The sequence below is a fragment of the Stutzerimonas stutzeri genome (genome assembly GCF_024448895.1).
In the GTDB taxonomy this organism is placed as follows: Bacteria; Pseudomonadota; Gammaproteobacteria; order Pseudomonadales; family Pseudomonadaceae; genus Stutzerimonas; species Stutzerimonas stutzeri_Q.
Genome location: NZ_JAMOIC010000002.1, coordinates 228,160 through 248,345, shown reverse-complemented (window position 1 = coordinate 248,345; position 20,186 = coordinate 228,160). Strand labels below are relative to the sequence as shown.

General features: G+C 61.0%; 22 protein-coding genes. 5 read left to right on the top strand and 17 right to left on the bottom strand.

Annotated features, from left to right (window positions below):
- Nucleotides 1-30: 30 nt before the first annotated feature.
- The 11 genes from lipB to NA619_RS03320 all read right to left on the bottom strand — a co-directional run bounded on the left by lipB (nucleotide 31) and on the right by NA619_RS03320 (nucleotide 10,146).
- Nucleotides 31-735 (bottom strand): lipoyl(octanoyl) transferase LipB, encoded by a 705-nt coding sequence (gene lipB, locus NA619_RS03370; protein ID WP_255959912.1) that lies wholly within the window; start codon nucleotides 733-735, stop codon nucleotides 31-33.
- Nucleotides 735-1,019, bottom strand: a complete 285-nt coding sequence (locus tag NA619_RS03365; RefSeq protein WP_255959910.1) for a DUF493 domain-containing protein — start codon at nucleotides 1,017-1,019, stop codon at nucleotides 735-737. Before NA619_RS03365 ends, lipB begins: the two co-directional genes overlap by 1 nt.
- Before the next feature lie 60 nt (nucleotides 1,020-1,079).
- Nucleotides 1,080-2,237, bottom strand: coding sequence for a D-alanyl-D-alanine carboxypeptidase family protein (locus NA619_RS03360; protein WP_255959908.1), 1,158 nt, complete (start codon nucleotides 2,235-2,237; stop codon nucleotides 1,080-1,082).
- A 70-nt stretch (nucleotides 2,238-2,307) separates the two neighbouring features.
- Nucleotides 2,308-3,297, bottom strand: a complete 990-nt coding sequence (locus tag NA619_RS03355) for a septal ring lytic transglycosylase RlpA family protein (protein ID WP_255959906.1) — start codon at nucleotides 3,295-3,297, stop codon at nucleotides 2,308-2,310.
- Nucleotides 3,294-4,310, bottom strand: a complete 1,017-nt coding sequence (gene mltB / locus NA619_RS03350) for a lytic murein transglycosylase B (protein WP_423836792.1) — start codon at nucleotides 4,308-4,310, stop codon at nucleotides 3,294-3,296. The genes NA619_RS03355 and mltB overlap by 4 nt, the downstream gene beginning before the upstream one ends.
- A gap of 14 nt (nucleotides 4,311-4,324) precedes the next feature.
- Nucleotides 4,325-5,470, bottom strand: a complete 1,146-nt coding sequence (gene rodA, locus NA619_RS03345) for a rod shape-determining protein RodA (protein ID WP_272891616.1) — start codon at nucleotides 5,468-5,470, stop codon at nucleotides 4,325-4,327.
- Nucleotides 5,467-7,356, bottom strand: a complete 1,890-nt coding sequence (gene mrdA / locus NA619_RS03340; RefSeq protein WP_255959905.1) for a penicillin-binding protein 2 — start codon at nucleotides 7,354-7,356, stop codon at nucleotides 5,467-5,469. The genes rodA and mrdA overlap by 4 nt, the downstream gene beginning before the upstream one ends.
- A gap of 16 nt (nucleotides 7,357-7,372) precedes the next feature.
- Entirely contained in the window at nucleotides 7,373-7,840 is a 468-nt protein-coding gene (gene rlmH, locus NA619_RS03335; RefSeq protein WP_222909609.1) for a 23S rRNA (pseudouridine(1915)-N(3))-methyltransferase RlmH, read from the bottom strand.
- A gap of 7 nt (nucleotides 7,841-7,847) precedes the next feature.
- Nucleotides 7,848-8,207, bottom strand: coding sequence for a ribosome silencing factor (gene rsfS, locus NA619_RS03330; RefSeq protein WP_255959904.1), 360 nt, complete (start codon nucleotides 8,205-8,207; stop codon nucleotides 7,848-7,850).
- 14 nt (nucleotides 8,208-8,221) lie between these two features.
- On the bottom strand, nucleotides 8,222-8,881 hold the full coding sequence (gene nadD, locus NA619_RS03325) for a nicotinate-nucleotide adenylyltransferase (protein WP_255959903.1): 660 nt from the start codon (nucleotides 8,879-8,881) through the stop codon (nucleotides 8,222-8,224).
- Nucleotides 8,881-10,146 (bottom strand): glutamate-5-semialdehyde dehydrogenase, encoded by a 1,266-nt coding sequence (locus NA619_RS03320; RefSeq protein WP_222909611.1) that lies wholly within the window; start codon nucleotides 10,144-10,146, stop codon nucleotides 8,881-8,883. The genes nadD and NA619_RS03320 overlap by 1 nt, the downstream gene beginning before the upstream one ends.
- 264 nt (nucleotides 10,147-10,410) lie before the next feature.
- On the opposite strand from NA619_RS03320, the gene NA619_RS03315 reads away from it, so the two are divergent.
- The gene (locus NA619_RS03315; protein WP_255959901.1) at nucleotides 10,411-11,730 is read left to right on the top strand and encodes a bifunctional DedA family/phosphatase PAP2 family protein; all 1,320 of its coding nucleotides are present in this window, start codon (nucleotides 10,411-10,413) and stop codon (nucleotides 11,728-11,730) included.
- Nucleotides 11,731-11,757: 27 nt separating this feature from the next.
- Here the strand turns inward: NA619_RS03315 and NA619_RS03310 are convergent, their stop codons facing one another.
- The 3 genes from NA619_RS03310 to NA619_RS03300 are packed head-to-tail and all read right to left on the bottom strand — an operon-like array spanning nucleotide 11,758 to nucleotide 13,436.
- Nucleotides 11,758-12,348: an LON peptidase substrate-binding domain-containing protein gene (locus NA619_RS03310; RefSeq protein WP_255959899.1), complete on the bottom strand. Its 591-nt coding sequence runs from the start codon at nucleotides 12,346-12,348 to the stop codon at nucleotides 11,758-11,760.
- Nucleotides 12,349-12,357: 9 nt separating this feature from the next.
- A complete protein-coding gene (locus NA619_RS03305) occupies nucleotides 12,358-13,068 on the bottom strand; it encodes an LrgB family protein (RefSeq protein ID WP_255960147.1) in 711 nt (236 codons plus the stop codon).
- A gap of 5 nt (nucleotides 13,069-13,073) precedes the next feature.
- A complete protein-coding gene (locus tag NA619_RS03300) occupies nucleotides 13,074-13,436 on the bottom strand; it encodes a CidA/LrgA family protein (RefSeq protein WP_255959897.1) in 363 nt (120 codons plus the stop codon).
- A 184-nt stretch (nucleotides 13,437-13,620) separates the two neighbouring features.
- Here NA619_RS03300 and NA619_RS03295 point away from each other — a divergent pair, with 184 nt between their 5' ends.
- The 3 genes from NA619_RS03295 (at nucleotide 13,621) to NA619_RS03285 (ending at nucleotide 16,496) form a co-directional block, all read left to right on the top strand.
- Nucleotides 13,621-14,076 (top strand): MaoC family dehydratase, encoded by a 456-nt coding sequence (locus NA619_RS03295; protein ID WP_255959895.1) that lies wholly within the window; start codon nucleotides 13,621-13,623, stop codon nucleotides 14,074-14,076.
- A gap of 75 nt (nucleotides 14,077-14,151) precedes the next feature.
- Nucleotides 14,152-15,831: a C13 family peptidase gene (locus NA619_RS03290; RefSeq protein WP_255959893.1), complete on the top strand. Its 1,680-nt coding sequence runs from the start codon at nucleotides 14,152-14,154 to the stop codon at nucleotides 15,829-15,831.
- Between the two features lie 20 nt (nucleotides 15,832-15,851).
- A complete protein-coding gene (locus NA619_RS03285) occupies nucleotides 15,852-16,496 on the top strand; it encodes an oxidoreductase (RefSeq protein ID WP_255959891.1) in 645 nt (214 codons plus the stop codon).
- A gap of 81 nt (nucleotides 16,497-16,577) precedes the next feature.
- On the opposite strand, the gene orn is transcribed toward NA619_RS03285, so the two are convergent.
- The gene (gene orn, locus NA619_RS03280; RefSeq protein WP_255959889.1) at nucleotides 16,578-17,120 is read right to left on the bottom strand and encodes an oligoribonuclease; all 543 of its coding nucleotides are present in this window, start codon (nucleotides 17,118-17,120) and stop codon (nucleotides 16,578-16,580) included.
- A 28-nt stretch (nucleotides 17,121-17,148) separates the two neighbouring features.
- A complete protein-coding gene (locus NA619_RS03275; protein ID WP_255959887.1) occupies nucleotides 17,149-17,958 on the bottom strand; it encodes a class I SAM-dependent methyltransferase in 810 nt (269 codons plus the stop codon).
- 129 nt (nucleotides 17,959-18,087) lie between these two features.
- Here NA619_RS03275 and rsgA point away from each other — a divergent pair, with 129 nt between their 5' ends.
- Nucleotides 18,088-19,119: a small ribosomal subunit biogenesis GTPase RsgA gene (gene rsgA / locus NA619_RS03270; protein ID WP_255959885.1), complete on the top strand. Its 1,032-nt coding sequence runs from the start codon at nucleotides 18,088-18,090 to the stop codon at nucleotides 19,117-19,119.
- Between the two features lie 63 nt (nucleotides 19,120-19,182).
- On the opposite strand, the gene motB is transcribed toward rsgA, so the two are convergent.
- Complete coding sequence (motB, locus tag NA619_RS03265) at nucleotides 19,183-20,181, bottom strand: flagellar motor protein MotB (protein WP_255959884.1); 999 nt, start codon at nucleotides 20,179-20,181, stop codon at nucleotides 19,183-19,185.
- Between the last annotated feature and the right edge of the window lie 5 nt (nucleotides 20,182-20,186).

Here is a 20,186-nt window from a genome sequence, read left to right as displayed (position 1 = left end):
CCGCACACACTGCATCAGGTAACGGTTGAATTAGCAGTTTATTGCGGTGCTCGTCTGGCTTTGCTGCGCGTAGCCGAGGTGCTTGACCAGCTGCTCACGCAGACGGCTACCGACCTCGGAAAACACAACTGGGCCCGCGACCTGATCGGCCAACTGGGTCATAGACATGCCCGCATAGCCGCAGGGATTGATTCGCCTAAAGGGCTCCAGGTCCATGTCCACGTTAAGCGCCAGGCCATGGAATGATCGTCCGTTGCGGATGCGCAAGCCTAGGGACGCGATCTTTGCCCCATCAACGTACACGCCAGGCGCGTCGGGTTTCGCCAGGGCATCCACGCCATAGCTGGCAAGCAAGTCGATCAAGCTCAGCTCAATTCGACTGACCAGCTCGCGCACACCAAGCCCCAGACGTCTTACATCCAGCATCAGGTAACACACCAGTTGCCCGGGGCCGTGGTAGGTGACTTGTCCGCCGCGGTCAGCCTGGACTACGGGAATATCGCCGGGTAACAGTAGGTGCTCGGCCTTGCCGGCCTGCCCTTGGGTAAATACCGGCGGATGTTGCAGCAGCCAGATTTCATCGACGGTGTCCGGCATCCGCTCGTTGGTGAAGCGCTGCATGGCCTGCCAGGCAATCGGATAGTCCACCAGCCCAAGCTCGCGCACCGCTAGCAGCGGGCCGCCTACCGCCGACTTGGACGCCGTCAAATCCGGACTGGAGGGTTGGTCTGTCATTACAGCACCATGTGAACGCGCCCAGTCGCACGCAGGTCGACGTGGATTGCCTGCAACTGCTCGAGGCTGGTCGCGGTGATCAGCACCTGCACCGACAGGAACCGACCGTTGCGGCTGTCGCGAGATACGAGCGTTGTTTCATCAAGATCGGGCGCGTGGCGCCGGACGACGTCCACAACCGTCTCACTGAATCCCTCGCCCGCGTCCCCGATCACCTTGATTGGATAACGCTCACAGGGAAACTCGATTTTGGGTGCCTGATTTTCGCTTTTACTTTCAGTCATGGCGACGGACTCGTGATCCGCAAGCGCGCCCGCCGGACGGCGTGGACGCGCTCCAGAGGTTCAGTTGAAAAGATTGAAGAAGAACAGCTGAATGCTGTCCCAGACCCGCCGGAACAGCCCGCCCTCTTCGATGGTTTGAAGGGCAATCAGATCAGTGCTCTGCAATACCTCACCATCGAGACTGACCTCGACCTTACCGACGACGTCGCCCTGCTGAATCGGTGCCGTCAGTTCCGGATTGAAGGTCAGGCCAGCCTGCAGCTTCTCCAGCTGACCGCGCGGAACGGTTAGCGTCAGGTCGTTCGCCAGTCCGGCACTGACCTGATCCTGCTGACCCTTCCAGACGCGCGACTGCGCCAACTCGACGCCTTTCTTGTAAAAGGTCCGCGTTTCAAAAAAGCGGAAGCCGTAGGTCAGCAGCTTCTGTGTTTCGGCGGCGCGCGCCTGCTCGCTATTGGTGCCGAAGACGGAAGTAATGAGGCGCATGTCATCACGAACGGCTGATGCAACCAGGCAAAAGCCCGCTTCTTCGGTGTGGCCGGTTTTCAGTCCATCGACGGTCTTGTCGCGCCATAGCAGCAGGTTGCGGTTGGGCTGCTTGATGTTATTCCAGAAGAACTCTTTTTGCGCGTAGATGCCGTAGTGGGCCTGATCTTCATAAATGATCGCTCGCGCCAGCTTGGCCATATCCGATGCCGACGAGTAATGCTCCGGATGGGGCAGTCCAGTGGCATTCATGAAATGGGTATTGGTCATCCCAAGGCGCTGGGCCGTGCTGTTCATCAGGTCCGCAAAGGCTTCTTCACTGCCGGCGATATGCTCGGCCATCGCTACGCTGGCGTCATTGCCCGACTGAATGATGATGCCGTGCAGCAGATCATCCACCGACACCTGAGTGTTGACCTGGATGAACATCCGCGAACCGCCCGTACGCCAGGCCTTCTCGCTGATGGTGACCATGTCGCTTTCGGAAATCTGGCCCTTCTGGATTTCCAATGTGGCGATGTAGGCAGTCATCAGTTTGGTCAGGCTGGCCGGGGGCAAGCGCTCGTCACCGGCGTTCTCGACCAATACCTCGCCACTGGCCGCGTCCATCAGGACATAGGACTTGGCCGCCAGCTGCGGCGGCGATGGGATGATCTGCTCGGCCCATGCGGCCGGCGCCACGGCCAACATGGTGAGAAGGAACAGGCGGTGCACGAAGGTGGTGATAGTCATTGCGCTCTCAGAGTGTTTGCTGTGGCAAAAAAGTTTGTATCGGCGTCTTTGATTCAACGCGGCAAGCCGCTCAGTCGCCCTGCACTCGCCGTGGATTGCCTAGATTGGCGAGACGGACCGTCTGCTCCAGTCGTGCAGCCTCATCCGCGGAGCCGATCGGCCCCAATCGGACGCGATGCAGAATCTGCTCTTGTCGCACTACCGAACTGACGAACACAGGTGCCTCGGTCATGCTGCTCAGCTTGTCACGCAGCAATTGTGCGGCATCTGGGTTAGCAAACGCGCCAACCTGTAGAAACATACCTGAACCCGCGGCCGAGTCGTCGCGATCAATCTGGACCGGAACCGTCGCGCCCGCGTGCTGCGTGGGCGGTGGGGTGTACTGCTCGACCGGTTGCGAAAGCTGCGCTTTCGCTGGCTGGCCGGCAGCCTTCTGTGATTGTGCAAGGACCATGGGCGGCTTCTGACCGCGCTCGGCCCACCACTGTTGCGGATCAATGCCTTCGACCTTGACCCGCGCGGTTCCCGTTTCTGCATAGCCCAGCTTCTTGGCGGCCGCGAAGGACAGGTCGATGATCCGATCAGAATAGAAAGGGCCACGATCATTCACGCGGAGCACGACGCTTTTGCCATTGTCGAGGCTGGTCACCCGGACGTAACTGGGCAAGGGCAGCGTCTTATGTGCCGCGCTCATGCCGTAAAGATCGTACTTTTCGCCGTTGGCGGTAGGTTGACCGTGAAACTTGGTTCCGTACCAGGACGCGGTGCCGGTCGCCTTGTAGTTGCGCCCGTCACCAATCGGGTAATAGGTCTGGCCCAGGACCGTGTAAGGATTGGCCTTGAAGGGTCCGTTATGCGGCATGGGTGTCGCGTCGGGAATGCGAGAAACATCTACATCCCACCATGGGGCTCCGTCCTTGTGAGGACGGGAATAGTCGCCAGGGCCGCTGATACCCTTGCTGGGCACCGGTGCGGGCGCCGGTGTTTGCGGCGCTGGGGACGACGAACAACCGGCGACCAGGACCGCGACTGCCGCTGCCGCAAGCAGACGGGTATTCATTGCGCGCCCCGGGCTTGAGCGAGCTGCTCAGCAAGTTCGTTAACCGCCATGGCATACATCACACTTCGGTTGTAGCGAGTGATCACATAGAAATTGGGCAAGCCCACCCAGTACTCATCGCCATCCGCCCCGTCGAGACGGAAGGCTGTCACTGCTGTGTCATCCGGCATTTCCGTTGGAGTCGCCCACTGCCAGCCAAGCTCGCGCAGCTCGGCTGCGCTCTTCACCGGCTCCAGCCCCTCGGTCAGGCCTTCGCTGTAACGCTCACCCTTCACTTCAGCCCGGGCAACGACCGGCGCACCTGCTGTCCAGCCGTGCTGCTTGAAATAGTTGGCTGCGCTACCGATGGCATCGACCGGATTCTTCCAGATGTCGATCCGGCCATCCTCGTCGAAGTCCACTGCGTAGGCGCGGAAACTGCTCGGCATGAACTGTGGCAGGCCCATCGCCCCGGCATAGGAACCACTCAAGGCCAGTGGATCGACCTGCTCCTCGCGGGCAAGCAGCAGGAACTCCTTGAGTTGCTGACGGAAGAACGGCTGGCGAGGCGGGTAATCGAACCCCAACGTCGACAACGCATCGATTACCCGGTAGTTACCGGTGTTGCGCCCATAGAATGTTTCGACACCGATTATCGCGACTATGACCTCAGCCGGCACGCCGAACGCCTGCTGGGCACGGGTCAGCGCAGCCTCGTTTTGACGCCAGAAGTCAACGCCCTGAGCGACCCGTGAATCGGTAATGAATATCGGCCGATATTCCTTCCACGGCTTGACGCGCTCTGCCGGACGGGAGATCGCATCGAGAATCGCCTGTTTGCGCTCAGCCTGAGCTAGCAATTCAACCACCTGCTCGCTGGCGAAGCCGTAATCCTCGGTCATCTCCCGCACGAACTCGGCTACTTTTTCGCCCTGGTAATCGGCGGCATAAGCTGCAGGAATACCGCCGAGCGCACCGAACAGACCTGCTCCGCAGAGCGTTCGTGCCAACCAGCCACGTCGTAATGGATTCAAGAAATTCACTCTAATCAGACCTGTGCGATCCACTTGCGATGGGTGTGGATCGACATCAAAACCCCAAACCCTGATAGCAGGGTCACCAAAGAAGTGCCACCAAAGCTGATAAAGGGCAACGGCACCCCTACGACTGGCAACAGCCCGCTGACCATACCGATATTGATGAACACGTAAACGAAAAACGTCATAGTCAGCGCGCCCGCCAGCAACTTGCCGAACAGCGTTTGTGCCTGGACGGTTATCACCAGCCCCCGAGCGATCAGAAGCAGATAGAGCAGCAACAGAAGGCAGACACCGACCAGGCCAAACTCTTCGGCAAGGACCGCAATGATAAAGTCCGTATGGCTTTCGGGCAAAAAATCCAGGTGCGATTGGGTACCTAACAGCCAGCCCTTGCCGAAGACGCCACCCGAGCCGATCGCCGCTTTGGATTGAATGATGTTCCAGCCGGTACCCAGCGGATCGCTTTCGGGGTCGAGAAAGGTCAGAACACGTTGTTTCTGATAGTTATGCAAAACGAAATACCACATGGCCACGGCGACAGGTACAAGCGCTGCCACCGCACTCATGATCCAGCGCCAACGCAGCCCTGCAATAAAAAGCACGAACGCGCCGGATACGAGCACCAGCAGCGATGTACCCAGATCCGGCTGCTTCAGGATCAGCACAAAGGGGGTCAGGATCAGGCCGAGACTGACCATGGTGTGTTTGATACCCGGCGGCAACGCCCGACCCGATAAATACCAGGCGATGGTCATCGGCATGATGATCTTCATGAATTCGGACGGCTGAAAGCGGATCACACCGGGGATATTGATCCAGCGAGTCGCACCCATCGCCGTGTAACCGACGAACTCCACTGCCACCAGCAGCGCGACGACCGCCAGATAACCGAGCGGCACCCAACGGGCCATCAGCCGCGGTTCGAATTGCGCGATGACCAGCATGGCGCCCAGGCCGATTCCGTAGGAAGTAGCCTGTTTGATCAACAGGTCCCAGTTCTTGCCACCAGCTGAATAAAGAACAAACAGACTACCCGCCGCGAGCGAAAGCAGAAGCAGCAGAAGTACGCCGTCGATGTGCATGCGCTGCAGCAGGCTTGCCCGTCGGCGCATCACATCGGTCGTGGAAAGCGTGCGGTCGAATGTTCCGCTCATGGTTGCGGTCCCTCGGCCGTCAGCGGCAGGGCGTACTCGGTTTTCACCTTGCCTTCCTGATCAAGCAGCCAAGCATCCATGACCTGTTTGGCCACAGGGGCCGCGACGCCGGAGCCCGACTCACCATTCTCAACCATGACCGCCACTGCGATCTGCGGGTCATGCACCGGCGCGAAGGCGACGAACAACGCATGGTCACGATGACGCTCGGCAAGCTTGCCACTGTCATAGCGCTCGCCCTGCTTGATGGCGACGACCTGTGCGGTGCCGCTCTTGCCGGCTATACGATAGCTGGCGCTGTCGCCAACCTTCTTCGCCGTACCACGCGCCCCGTGCAACACCTGCTCCATACCGTTGATAGCCGCATCCCAGTAGCTTGGATCCCGCAACTCGATGTCGGGAATGGGCTCAGGGTCGGAAGCCGCGCCGCCTTCGATGTCTTTTGCCAGATGGGGCCTGATCCACTTGCCGCGGGTTGCCATCAGTGCGGTCGCTTGAGCCAATTGAAGCGGAGTGGTCTGCATGTAACCCTGGCCGATCCCCAGAATAACCGTCTCACCCGGATACCAGGCCTGACGATACCGAGCACGTTTCCAGTCGCGAGACGGCATCAGTCCCGCGGTTTCTTCGAACATATCCAGCGAAACTCGCTGACCGATACCAAAACGGCTCATGTAGTCGTGCATCCGATCGATGCCCATCTTGTGCGCCATCTCGTAGAAGTAGGTGTCGTTGGAACGCATGATCGCCAGCTCCAGGTCCACCCAGCCATCGCCGCCGCGATTCCAGTTGCGGTACTTGTGCTTGACGTTGGGGAGCTGAAAAAAGCCGGGGTCGAACACCCGGGTATTCTTGGTGACCACACCGGTGTCGAGACCCGCCACCGCCATCATCGGCTTGATCGTTGACCCCGGTGGATAAAGGCCGCGCAAGACACGATTGAACAGTGGCTGATCGATCGAGTCACGCAGCTCTCCATATGCCTTGAAGCTGATACCGGTGACGAACAGATTGGGATCGAAGCTGGGCTGGCTGACCATCGCCAGCACTTCCCCGGTAGACGGCTGCAAGGCGACGATGGCCCCGCGACGCCCTGCGAGTGCGGCTTCGGCTGCCTCCTGCAACTCGAGATCGAGCGTCAGGGTAATGTCCTTGCCCGGAATGGGGTCGGTGCGTTTCAGCACCCGCAGAACCCGACCACGGGCATTGGTTTCAACTTCCTCGTAGCCTACCTGCCCGTGCAGATCGTCTTCGTAGAACCGCTCGATGCCGGTCTTGCCGATATGATGCGTGCCGCTGTAATTGACCGGATCGAGCTGCTTGACCTCGGCCTCGTTGATGCGGCCGACGTAGCCGACCGAATGCGCGAAGTGCTTGCCCTGCGGGTAGTGTCGAACCAGTTGCGCCGCCACCTCCACGCCGGGCAGACGGAACTGATCCACGGCGATGCGGGCGATCTGCTCTTCCGACAACTCGTACATGATCGGCACCGGCTCGAATGGCCTCCGCCCCTGCAGCACGCGCTTTTCGAACAGCGCGCGCTCTTCGCTGGAGAGTTCCAGCACCTCGACCACCGTGTCGAGTGTTTTGCGCCAATCTTCAGCTCGCTCGCGAGTCACCGTAAGACTGAAGCTCGGCCGGTTATCAGCGATGAGCTTGCCAGTCCGGTCGAAAATCAGCCCGCGATTGGGTGGAATCGGCTGGACGTGAACACGGTTGCTTTCGGATAGCGTCGAGTGATGCTCGTACTGCACGACCTGCAGGTAGTACAGCCGCGCAATCAAGGCGCCAATCAGGAGCAGCACCAATAACCCGCCCACAATCACCCGCTGACGCACCAGACGGGCGTCCTTTTCGTGGTCCTGGAGGGGAATCGACTTGGACATCTTGGGTTTGGCTGTACTACTTGTGGTAAGGGTGACCCGACAGCAACGTCCAGGCGCGATAGATCTGCTCGCCGATAAGAATGCGCACCAGCGGATGAGGCAAGGTAAGCGGCGACAGCGACCAGCGTTGCTCACTTCGTGCGCACACTTCCGGCGCCAGGCCCTCCGGCCCGCCGACCATCAGGTTGACGTTCCGCGCATCCAGCCGCCAGCGCTCCAACTCGGACGCCAACTGCTCGGTGCTCCAGGGCTTGCCTGTCACTTCCAGGGTCACGATTCGCTCGCCCGGCTGGACCTTCGCCAGCATGGCCTCGCCCTCCTGACGAATCAACCGCGCCACGTCGGCATTCTTGCCGCGCGTGTTAAGCGATATTTCATGCAGGTCCAGTGGCAACTCGGATGGCAGACGCTTGGCATATTCCTGCCAACCGTCCTCGACCCAGCGTGGCATCTTCGAGCCCACCGCAATCAGCTTGATCCGCACGAATCGGTTATTCCTGCTCGCCTGCGTGCTGCGCGCGGCTCTGCTCGGCACCCTGCCAAAGGCGCTCAAGATCATAGAACTGGCGAGTCGGCACCTGCATCACATGCACCACCACATCGCCCAGATCGAGCAACGCCCATTCGCCACCGTCCAGGCCTTCGCTGCCCAGCGGTCGCACGCCCTTCTCCTTGACCTTCTCGAGTACGTTCTCGGCCAGGGATTTCACGTGGCGACTGGAGGTGCCGCTGGCGATTACCATGAAGTCGGTGACGCTGGTCTTGCCACGGACATCGATAGTCGTGATGTCGGTGCCTTTCAGGTCTTCCAGGGCGCTAACGGCCAGCTGGGCCAAAGAATCATTTTGCATAGTGTGAAACAACCTCAGTTCGACGCCCGGTACAGTCCGTGCGCGTTGATATAAGCCAGTACGGCGTCGGGTACGAGAAAACGCACCGACCGGCCGCTGGCCAGAAATTGACGAATTCGTGTTGCCGAAACCCCGAGAGGTGCCTGCCAGACGAAGGCGATCTGCCCTCCGCCGCCCGCAAGTGTCAGCGGGTCACTCACGCTGCGTGCAGCCAAGAGATCGCGCAGCGCTTCCGGCGCCTCGCTGTCGGCGTCCGGCCGCTGCATGACCAGAATGTGGCAATGATCGAGCAGCTCATCCCAGCGATGCCAGCTGGGAAGCCCGCAGAACGCATCCCACCCGACGATGAGAAATACCTGATCGTCATCGTCCAGTTCGGCACGCAGAGACTCCAGCGTATCGAGCGTGTAGGAGGGTTTGTCGCGCTCCAGCTCCCGTGCGTCGACCGCCAGCAATGGCAGCTCCTGCGCAGCCAGCCGGACCATGGTCAACCTGTCCTGAGCTGAGCTGTTAGGCGTCTCACGGTGCGGTGGCCTGTAGTTTGGGACCAGACGAACCTCGTCAAGCCCGACTATTTCGGCTACCTCCAGAGCCCCACGCAAGTGCCCGATATGCACCGGATCAAAGGTGCCACCGAGAAGGCCTATGCGCCGGGGGGTGCCAGTCGCCCTCATCAAGTACGCACGTGGCCGTCGCCGAATACCACGTACTTCTCGCTGGTCAGGCCTTCAAGGCCGACCGGGCCGCGTGCGTGCAGCTTATCGGTGGAAATGCCGATCTCCGCCCCTAACCCGTACTCGAAGCCATCGGCAAAGCGAGTCGAGGCATTGATCATTACTGACGCCGAGTCGACTTCAGTAATGAAGCGGCGGGCATCGGTGAAGTTCTCGGTGACGATCGCATCGGTGTGCTGCGATCCATAGCGGTTGATGTGTTCAATGGCATCAGCAAGGGAATCGACGATACGGATCGACAGAATCGGCGCATTGTACTCGGTCGACCAATCTTCCTCGGCGGCAGCCAGAACATCTGTCCCCAGCAGTTCGCAGGTTCGCGGGCAGCCGCGCAGCTCGACGCCCTTCTCGCGATAGATGGCGATCAAGGGCGGCAGAACGCGCGGCGCGATGCCCGCATGAACCAGTAGCGTTTCCATGGTGTTGCAGGGGGCATACCGCTGTGTCTTGGCGTTGTCGGCAATGCGAATGGCTTTGTCGAGGTCAGCCGCCTGGTCGATGAACACATGGCAAATGCCATCCAGATGCTTGATGACCGGAACCTTCGCATCACGACTGATGCGTTCGATCAGGCCCTTGCCGCCACGCGGAACGATGACGTCGACGAACTCGGGCATGGTGATCAGCGCGCCGACCGCAGCGCGATCAGTGGTCTCGACGACCTGTACGGCCGCCGATGGCAGGTCGGCCTCGGCCAGCCCAAGCTGGATGCAGCGCGCAATCGCCTGATTCGAGTGAATGGCTTCGGACCCGCCGCGCAGGATGGTGGCATTGCCGGACTTCAAACAAAGGCTGGCCGCATCGATGGTCACGTTCGGGCGCGATTCGTAAATGATGCCGACTACTCCCAGCGGGACACGCATCTTGCCGACCTGAATGCCCGACGGCAGGTAGCGCATGTCACGGATCTCCCCAATGGGATCGGGCAGGCTGGCAACCTGACGCAGGCCCTCGATCATGTCGTCGATACGCGCCGGTGTCAGGGCCAGACGATCGAGCATGGCGTCGTCCAGTCCGTTAGCGCGCCCGGCAGCCAGATCTTTCTGATTGGCATTGACCAGTTCCTCGCGCGCCGCATCGAGCGCAGCGGCAGCGGCATGCAACGCGCGGTTCTTCTGAGCCGTAGTGGCACGCGCAAGCACGCGCGACGCCTCGCGCGCGGCGCGACCGAGGCGGGTCATGTAGTCGAGTACGGACTCGGTCATGGTCTGGCTGGCCTGACTGAAGGGAAAGCGGCTGATTATAGCTACCCTCGCGCCTCGCGCACAGCGGCGCCGGGCGAATGGCTGCAATGCCGCACGCCGACAACACCATCAGCCCGGCTTGCTGCCACGTTACAAGCCCTGGCACGGCGGATCACGGCCAACCATGTGGATCAAAAGTGTCCATCGCGACGACGCTATAAACCGTCGTTTTGAAACCTGGGCGCCAGACGTCGGGTCGAACCGGTTCGAACTAAGGAAACATTTATGCCCGAATGGCTCACCGCTCTTACCACCTGGCTCGCTGACAATCCACAATGGCTGGGCCTCAGCTTGTTCATAGTGGCCTGCCTCGAATGCCTTGCCGTAGTCGGGCTGCTGATGCCCGGCACGGTGATGATCTTCGCCATCGCGGTACTCGCAGGTAGCGGTGTGCTGAGCCTTGGCGAGACGCTCCTGCTGGGCTACGCCGGCGGCTTGCTGGGCGACCTGCTGTCGTACGGGCTTGGGCGGCGCTATCACCAGAACATTCGCAGTATGCGGGGGCTGCGAGATCATCCGGAATGGTTGGCACGAGCCGAGGTGTATTTCGAGCGTTACGGGATCGCCAGTTTGCTAGTCGGGCGATTCATCGGCCCGTTGCGACCAATGCTGCCGCTGACCGCAGGCATGCTGGACATGCCATTCGGGCGCTTCCTCCTGGTCAGCCTGTTTGCGGCAGCAGGCTGGTCGATGGCCTATCTGCTGCCGGGCTGGACCGCCGGCGCAGCCGTTCGACTGCCGCTACCGGAAGGCTTTTGGGGCGAGGCGGGCATTGTTACTGGGGGCTTGTTGCTGCTTATCGGCGGTGTCGTGCACTGCAGTCTTCACCAGATGCGCCGGGTAACGCCGCTCGCTGCCGGCCTGAGTGCGGCGATCCTGCTCGGCCTGTTCATAGGCTGGCCGTATCTGAAGGAATTCGATGAAGGCTTGATGACGGTCGTTCAAGGCGAGCGTAGTCCGATATTCGACCGCGTCATGGTTGTCGTCACCAGAGCGGGCGATTTCCAGACCCAGTTATGGGCTGCCGTGTTGCTCAGCCTGCTCCTGCTCATGATGAAACAAGGCAGAGCGGCCGCTTTCGCGATACTCACCCTCCTCGGGACTGCACTGGCCAACGGCTCTCTCAAAGCGACATTTGGTCGAATTCGCCCGGAAGTGCTTCTCGAGCCCCTGCACAGCTACAGTTTCCCCAGCGGCCACAGCTCCGCAGCCTTCGCCTTCTTCCTTACGCTGGGTGTGCTGGCCGGACGCGGGCAACCGCCAAGGCTGCGCCTGGCCTGGGTACTTCTGGCCACCCTGCCGGCTACCGCTATTGCCTTGTCGCGCGTCTATCTGGGCGTCCACTGGCCCACGGATGTAATTGCCGGAGCGGTACTGGCGGCCACCGTTTGCGCGGCGAGCCTGACCATCGTGCAATGGCGCGCCCCGATGAATGCGCTCTCACCCCGAATCTGGTCGCTGATACTGCCGGCGACGCTGGGCCTGATCGGGGCTTTCACCATCTGGGCGCTGCCCGGTGCCATGCTGCTCTATCGCTACCAGTAGCGTCGAACACAACGGCCTGCGTTATTGCTAATCGGACGCCTCGCCCTGGAGCTGCTCCAGCCAGCGCTGAATAGATTGCAACTGCAGCTCAGGATCGTTCAGCTGAAGCAAGTCCAGCTTCTGGTCGGGTCGGAATGGCAACAGATAGGCCAGTTGGTGCGCCAGTGAGCGTTGCCCCTGCGCTGGGTGCCCCATCCCCAGCGTTTCGACCAAGGGATGTTGTGCGAGCGCCTCGAGCAGTACCGCAAGATCAGCGTGCTCCTCGCTCAGAGGAAGGTCCTCGGGCTCCTCTCGCCAGTTGACCTCACCGATGGTCAGCTGATCGCGCTGCACTTCAGCCGAGACCACATCGAATCGGCGACCACCCTCTACCCTGATGCCAAGCAATCCGTTGGGACGCTGTTGCCAGTCGCGAATCAACGCTTCACAGCCGGTCAGGGCGTACTCGCTTGCAGCCATTCCCACCTCACTGCCTTCGAGGATGCGCACTACGCCGAAACCATGGCCGGCCTTGAGGCAGCTGCTGACCATATCCAGATAGCGCGCCTCGAATATCTGCAAATCAAGGGTGCAACCGGGGAACAGTACGGTATCCAGGGGGAACAGCGGCAGCTTCATGCGGACTCCTTACGACAACAGCAAAACGGCAAGCGGCAGCAGCACCGCCGTCATCACGCCCATCAGACTCATCGCCAGTGCCGCGAAGGCACCGCACTCGTCACCTTCCTGCAGGGCCTGCGCGGTTCCCACTGCGTGAGCAGTCAAACCCAGCGCCATGCCACGGGCGGCAGGATGCTGAACGCCAAACCGGCGCAACAGTTCCGGGCCAATGATCGCACCGATGATGCCAGTGATCATCACGAACACCGCAGCCAGCGCCACCACGCCGCCGATCTGGTCGGCCACCAGCATGGCGATGGGCGAGGTTACGGATTTCGGCGCAAGGGTCATCAGAATCATCTGATCGGCACCGAAGGCCCATGCGAGCCCCATTCCAAGCGCCGTCGCGCCCGTGCCGGCCACCAGCAAAGTGAGCATGATCGGCCCGAACAGCTCGCGAATACGCCTTAGATTGAGATACAGCGGTACCGCCAGCGCGACGGTGGCAGGCCCGAGCATTACCGTAAGCAATTGCGCGCTGTCGCGGTACTCGTTGTAGCTGAGGCCGCACAGGAGCAGCGTGCCTACCACGACCACCATCGATACAAGCACCGGCTGCAGAAATACCCAGCGAGTCTTTTCGTAGGCGGCATAGGCCAGCTGAAAGGCTGCGAGGGTGATGGCCACACCGAACAGCGGGTGATGAATCACCGCTTCCCACGCAGCCTGCCATTGCATCGTGATCATGCGCGGCCCGCCTTGCGCTGCTGACGACGAATCAGTGCTTGCATCAACCACCCGGTGAAAACCAGCGAAACCACCAACGAGATGACCAGCACGCCGACTATCGCCCAGAAGTCATCGAGAATCGCCTCGGTGTAGGCCATCACCCCAACGGCTGGCGGCACCAACAGCAGAGGCAGATAACGCAAGAGGCTGCTGGCAGCGACCTGTAGCGACTCACTGGCCTGCCCGCGCGCTAGCAGCGCGACGAACAGCAGGACGAGCCCGATGATGGGGCCTGGCAGCATTGGTAAAACCATCACATTCAAAGCAGTGCCAAGCAGCTGAAAGATCACCAGCCAGGTCAGTCCACGTAGCAGCATGACAGCCTCCATGAAAAAGGGGCGCGATTATAGGCATCTCGCCGCAACGAATCCCGCGACCATCGCCGGCTCAGCCTATGGCTCGCCATTCGCACGAACCATGCTTGGTTGATTCGCTTTGAGGCGCATGATGATCTAGCCCCGGCGCAACAACCGACCAGAACAACAAAAGCCCGGAGGACATATGCCGCAAGTACCCGTAGCAGAACTCAAGGACTACATAGGCAAGGAACTCGGCCATTCCGAGTGGTTCACTGTCGACCAGCAGCGAGTGGACCAGTTTGCCGATTGCACTGGTGATCACCAGTTCATTCACATCGACCCGGAAAAGGCCTCGCAGACCCCGTTCGGCGGGACGATCGCACATGGATTCCTATCGCTTTCGCTGCTGCCGATGCTGATGGAGGAGCTGATGATTCGCCCGGAGGGAATCAAGATGGGGGTGAACTACGGCCTCGACAGCTTGCGTTTCATTCAGCCGGTCAGGGTCGGCTCGCGGGTTCGGGTTGCCGCAACACTGATCGACGCCTACGAGAAGAACCCCGGACAGTGGCTGCTCAAATCTCGCGCCGTGATGGAAATTGAGGGCGTTGAGAAGCCCGCCTACATCGCCGAAACCCTGGCTCTCTGCTTCGTCTGATCACGCGGGGTGCGCCATTGTCGTACCCCGTCGCGATTACGGCATACTGCGGACTTCGCCATTTCGGATGACCGCATGCGCCACCTCGCCCCTGTTCTGCTCGCTTTTCTCCTGACCGCTTGCGGGGATGGCGAGCCATTGCTACCCGCCGATGCGGTACTGCCTGATGGCGGTCGTTATCGGGGTGAGATCGTCGACGGCCTGTTACAAGGCGAAGGCCGAATAGATTACCCGAATGGCAGCAACTATCGCGGCATCTTCAAAAATGGCCAATGGCACGGCAGGGGCGTCTGGCAGGGCGCCAACGGCGACCGCTATGAGGGCGAGTTCAAAGAGGGATTGTTCGACGGCCAAGGGCGGTTCAGCTATGCCACAGGCGGCGTCTATGAAGGGCAGTTCCAGCAAGGCAGCTTGAACGGCAAAGGTCGCTATACCGAACCGGGGCTGAGCTATGAAGGCGAATTCAAGGACGACCTCTACCACGGCAGCGGAAAGCTCGAAAGCACGGACGGTGGCGCCTATGAAGGGGCCTTCGTCGCTGGCCAGCCAAACGGCGAAGGCACCCGCAGCGATGCCAGCGGAACATTCATTGGCCGCTTCGAGCACGGCAGTCTGAACGGAGACGGCGTTTACCGCGGCAGCGATGGCGAGCATTACATCGGCCAATTCCAGGACGACCAATTTCATGGTCTGGGTCGCTACGAAGATGCCATCGGCAATGTCTGGAAAGGCAACTTCGAACAGGGCGAGCTAAGCGGCGACGGCGAGTATGCCGGCGTCGACGGCACTCGCTACAGCGGCGTATTCAAGCGCTGGCAATATCACGGCTTAGGCGATCTCAGCCAGCCGGACGGTACTCATTACAGCGGGCGTTTTCGCACAGGCCAGTACGCTGGACCCGGTACGCTCGTCCAGGCCGACGGGACGCAACAGAGCGGAATATGGAAGGCCGGTCGCCTGAGCCATGACCTTGAAGACAATCGCTTGCCCGATCCGCTGGAGGTCGGCCTGCTGCGTCAGGGCTCGTTGTTGTCAGAAGCCCTTGATGCGGTCCCGGCATCGACCTCCGCAGCCGAGCTCTACACCTTGACCCTGGGTGGCGATGGCCAGCAAAGCGTGTTTCTGCGCGAGGTCGACTACGTGAACAAGTTGCTGAGCGAGCGCTTCGCTGCACGGGGACAACTCAGCCTGGTCAATCATCGCGACCACTTCACCGATCGGCCGCTGGCCACTCGCGAAAACCTGTCTCGAGCGATACATCGGCTGGCCGAGCAAAGTGGTCCGGAAGACCTGGTCTTCATCTACCTGACCAGCCATGGGTCCGCTGACCATCAGCTCGTGCTGACACAGCCGCGGCTGGCGCTGGAGGACCTCCCCGCAGCCGACCTGGCGACGCTGCTGGAGCCTCTTGCCGAACGCAACAAGATAGTCGTGATCTCAGCCTGCTATTCCGGAGGGTTCATCGAGCCGCTGAAAAGCTCGAACACCGCGATCATCACCGCCGCTCGCGCTGACAGGGTGTCGTTCGGCTGCTCCGAGGAAAGCGACTTCACCTACTTCGGCCGAGCCCTCTTCGCCGAGGCGCTGCAGGAGAACCGGGATATTGTGCAGGCCTTCACGCTGGCTCAAGCAAGGGTTGCCGAACGGGAGCAAGCCGACCACTATCAGGCTTCGGAGCCACAGATATGGGCGCCGGAGCGCGTTGTCGAACACTGGCGGGCGCTGACCAGTCAGCTGCCAATGCCGACCGACTGAACGGTACAGGAAGCCACAACATGTATTTGACGCCACAGCGTATTTTGCTTGCCGGCGCCACCGGGCTGACCGGCGAGCATTTGCTGGACCGCCTGCTCAACGAACCTACTGTGGAATGCGTGCTTGCCCCCAGCCGCAGACCACTCGCCGAGCATCAGCGTCTTGAAAACCCGGTCGGCGGGCTTGAAGCGCTGCTGCCGCAACTATCAGGCAAGATCGATACCGCGTTCTGCTGCCTGGGAAGCACGCTGAAAGAGGCAGGCAGCCAGGAAGCCTTCCGCAAGATCGACCATGATCTGGTGCTGGCCTTTGGCGCCCGAGCTCGGGAGTTGGGGGCCCGGCACCTCTTGGTGATCAGTTCATTGGGCGCCGATCCGGCCAGCTCGATCTTCTACTGTCGGGTCAAAGGTGAGATGGAGCAGGCTCTGCAGGCTCAGGGCTGGCCACAGCTGACCATTGCACGCCCTTCGCAGCTGCTCGGGCCGCGCATGCAGGTGCGCCCGGTGGAACGTCTGACCGCCCCACTCTCCCATCTATTGCCGGGCAAATATCGAGGCATTTCGGCGTGCACCCTTGCCCATGCACTCTGGCGCCTCGCACTAGAGGAAGGCGAAGGAACGCGAGTGGTCGAGTCGGACGAGCTGCGCAAATTAGGCCGCAACTAAGACGCAACCAAGGCCGGGAGCACTGACCGAGGTCCCCGCCCTCGCTGCATACATGTCATCGTGCGAGTCACGCCCTGGCAATCAGACCTTGATGAAATGCTCGCGGTAGTGGCGCAGCTCCGCGATGGATTCGCGAATATCGTCCATCGCTAGGTGCGTGCCGCCCTTCTTGAAGCCCGCCAGCACCTCCGGCGCCCAACGCGCGGCCAGCTCCTTGAGGGTCGAAACATCCAAATTGCGGTAGTGGAAATAGCTTTCCAGCTGAGGCATGCGCCGATATAGAAAGCGGCGGTCCTGACAGATGCTGTTGCCGCAGATAGGGGACTTGCCCTTGGGCACCCATTGCTCGAGAAATGCGAGAGTCTGGGCTTCTGCTTCTTCAGTGGATATGCGGCTATCACGCACCCGCTGGGTCAGGCCGGAACCGCCGTGCTGGCGGGTATTCCATTCATCCATGCCAGCCAGGAGCTCATCGCTCTGACGGATGGCGATGACCGGCCCTTCCGCCAGCACATTGAGCTGGCTATCAGTGACGATGGTTGCCATTTCGATGATGACGTCGTTATCGGGATCCAGACCGGTCATTTCCAGGTCGATCCAGATTAGATTCTGCGGGTTCTGCATGGTGAGCTCCTTGGCCGTGGCGCGCAGTTTAGCTGCTCGCAGCCCGGCCGTCAGGTTGCGCATCGGCGCCGGGCCGCCAGATTAGCAAGCGCGAATGGCGCCAATCCTCGATCGGCAGCACTTCCTGCGGTGCCACCCCAGGCACCTCGAAACTATTGCTGATCAGCAAGGCGTGCGGCCGCATTTCGGCACGGGCTTTCTGCCACAGCGCCGGCATCGGGGCCGGGGACAGGAAGCAATAGACGACATCATAATCGGCCAGCGACTCGCGCCAGATACTGCGAAAGCGCACCCGGCAATTAGGTTGCAGCAGACAGCGCAACCAGCACAGGGCAAAGGTCAGAGGAGCGGTCTCGACACCGACGAAGTGCGCATTCGGGTAGGTTTGGGCCAGCCGCAGCAGGGTGCCACCGAGGCCGCTGCCAAGGTCGACGAATCGAAAACCGTCTGGCAGCTGAGCGAGCCGGTGGATCAGCTGGCCTTCAGCCGCCGTGCCTGTGAGGTACAGCGGCACCCGTTCGGTCAGCGCGTTCCAGTTCAACAGCAACAGCACAACAAAGCCAACGAGCAGCAGCCAGGGCGGCAGCGCATGGTCCTGCAGCAACACCAGCCCAGGCACGAAGCCAAGATTGATCGGTAGCCACCAGCGAGACAACCCGCACCGCCCTCCAATCAAGGCCGCCATGGTGCCCTGGAGCCAAGCCGCGGCCAGCAGCGTTAAGTGCCAGCCCGCCGTCCGAGCCAGGATAAGGATCAGCAGCCAGCAGAGGATCAGCGATAACAGCTGGCTGAATAGCGCCAGCAAGGCAGGCGAGCGTGCCATGGAAAAGGCCGGCATAGGAGCGCGTCGCATCAAGGAACAGGGGCAAAGTCTAACCGGCAGGCCGAGCCCCATACAGCGCCCATGGTCCAGTCGGGCGGCATGCTAGACTCGCCTACTTTTTACAACCCTGGACACCACACAGAAATGGCCAAACGCCACCTCAACCGCCGGCAAAGCTGGCGCATCGAGAAAATCCAGGAAGAGCGCGCCACGCGCGCCGCGCGACGCGAATCCCGAACTATAGAAGAGCTGGAAGGTGGTGATTTGGGCCCGGAACAGACCGGTCTGGTGATCGCACACTTCGGCGTTCAGGTTGAAGTAGAGGCCCAAGAAGGCGAGCAGCGCGGCCAGGTATTCCGCTGTCACCTGCGTGCCAACCTGCCCGCACTAGTGACCGGCGACCGGGTTGTCTGGCGTCCCGGCAATCAGGGCATCGGCGTGATCGTCGCGCAACTGCCTCGCCAGTCCGAACTCTGCAGACCCGACACCCGTGGCCAGCTCAAGCCGGTCGCCGCGAACGTCGACCTCATCGTCATCGTGTTCGCACCGCTTCCCGAACCACATGCCAATCTTATCGACCGCTACCTGATCGCCGCCGAGCATGCGGGCATCACGCCACTGCTGCTGCTGAACAAAGCTGATCTGATCAATGCTCAGAACGAGAAAGCGCTAAACGCCCTGCTGTCGGTGTACCGCACGTTGGGCTATCCGCTGATGGAAGTCTCAGCCCACGACGGGGCAGGCATGGAAGCATTGCAGACAAGGCTCGACGGCCACGTCAGCGTGTTTGTCGGGCAGTCGGGCGTAGGAAAGTCTTCGTTGGTGAACAGCCTGTTGCCGGGCGTCGACACTCGCGTCGGCCCGCTGTCCGAGTTGACTGGCAAAGGCACTCACACCACCACTACCGCACGGCTGTTCCACTTCCCTCGCGGTGGCGAGCTGATCGACTCCCCCGGCATTCGTGAATTCGGCCTGGGTCACGTCAGCCGCTCCGATGTCGAGGCGGGTTTCATCGAATTCCAGGATTTGCTGGGTCATTGCCGCTTTCGCGATTGCAAGCATGACCGCGAGCCGGGCTGTGCCCTTCTCAAGGCCTTGGAAGATGGGCAGATCCAGCCGCAGCGGATGGCCAGCTACCGCCACATCATCAGCAGCCTGCCTGAAGCCGAGTACTAGCGCCTTCGCAGTTGGCGGCTTCTTTACCGCCGCCTGTTCGGTAACATCAGCTGAACGCCTGCGTCAGTTGCCGCCTGGCTGATCGAACTTAAGCACGCCGTCTTCGAAGATGTTCAGCCGCTCGCGAAGTTGCGGTGCCTGGAGTGGATCGGGTACTGCCTCCGCGGGCGGCGCGGCGTCCGAAGGCGCTGCGCCAGAGTCTTCAGCGGCTTCCGACTGCTCACCCTCGATGTCGCGTTGCGCTTTCTTGGTGAGCACCAGGATGTCGATACGACGGTTTACCGGGTTCAGCGGGTCCTCACGGTCGAACAACGCGGATGACGCATAGCCCACCACCCGCGCCAGCTGTTCTTCAGGATAGCCACCGGCGACCAGTACGCGCCGCGCCGCATTGGCGCGGCCGGCTGATAGCTCCCAGTTGCCGAAATCACCCCGCCCCGAATAGGGCTTGGCGTCGGTGTGGCCGCTGATACTGATCTTGTTCGGCACCGCGCGGATGGTGTCGGCCATGGCTAGCAGGATGTCCTCGAAATAGGACTGCAGCTGAGCACTACCGAGCGCGAACATAGGCCGGTTGGCGGCATCCATGATCTGGATACGCAAGCCATCCTGGGTGATTTCGAACAGGATTTGATCCTTGAATCGGGTCAGATCCGGATTTTCGTCGACCTTGTTCTGCAGCTCCTGCAGCAGCAGCTCAAGGCGCTCCCGGTCCAGCTGCTCGGAAAAGGTCTGGGCCTGCTCGGCGTCGAGCGCGGATTCGGACTGTTGCACTTCCGGCTGGACCACGTCATTGAGCGTGCGATCCGGTGAGGGCGTAGGCGTACCGCCAAGGTCTATGACATGCGGGCTAGCGCTTTCGGTGAAGCCGATGGGGTCCTGGAAGTAGCCGGAAATGGCGCGTTTCTGCTCCGGTGTGGCGGAGGACATCAGCCACATCACCAAAAAGAACGCCATCATGGCGGTTGCGAAGTCGGCGAAAGCGATCTTCCAGGCGCCGCCATGGTGCCCAGCAGCGACCTTCTTGATCCGCTTGACGATGATTGGCTGGTTATTGTCCATGGCTG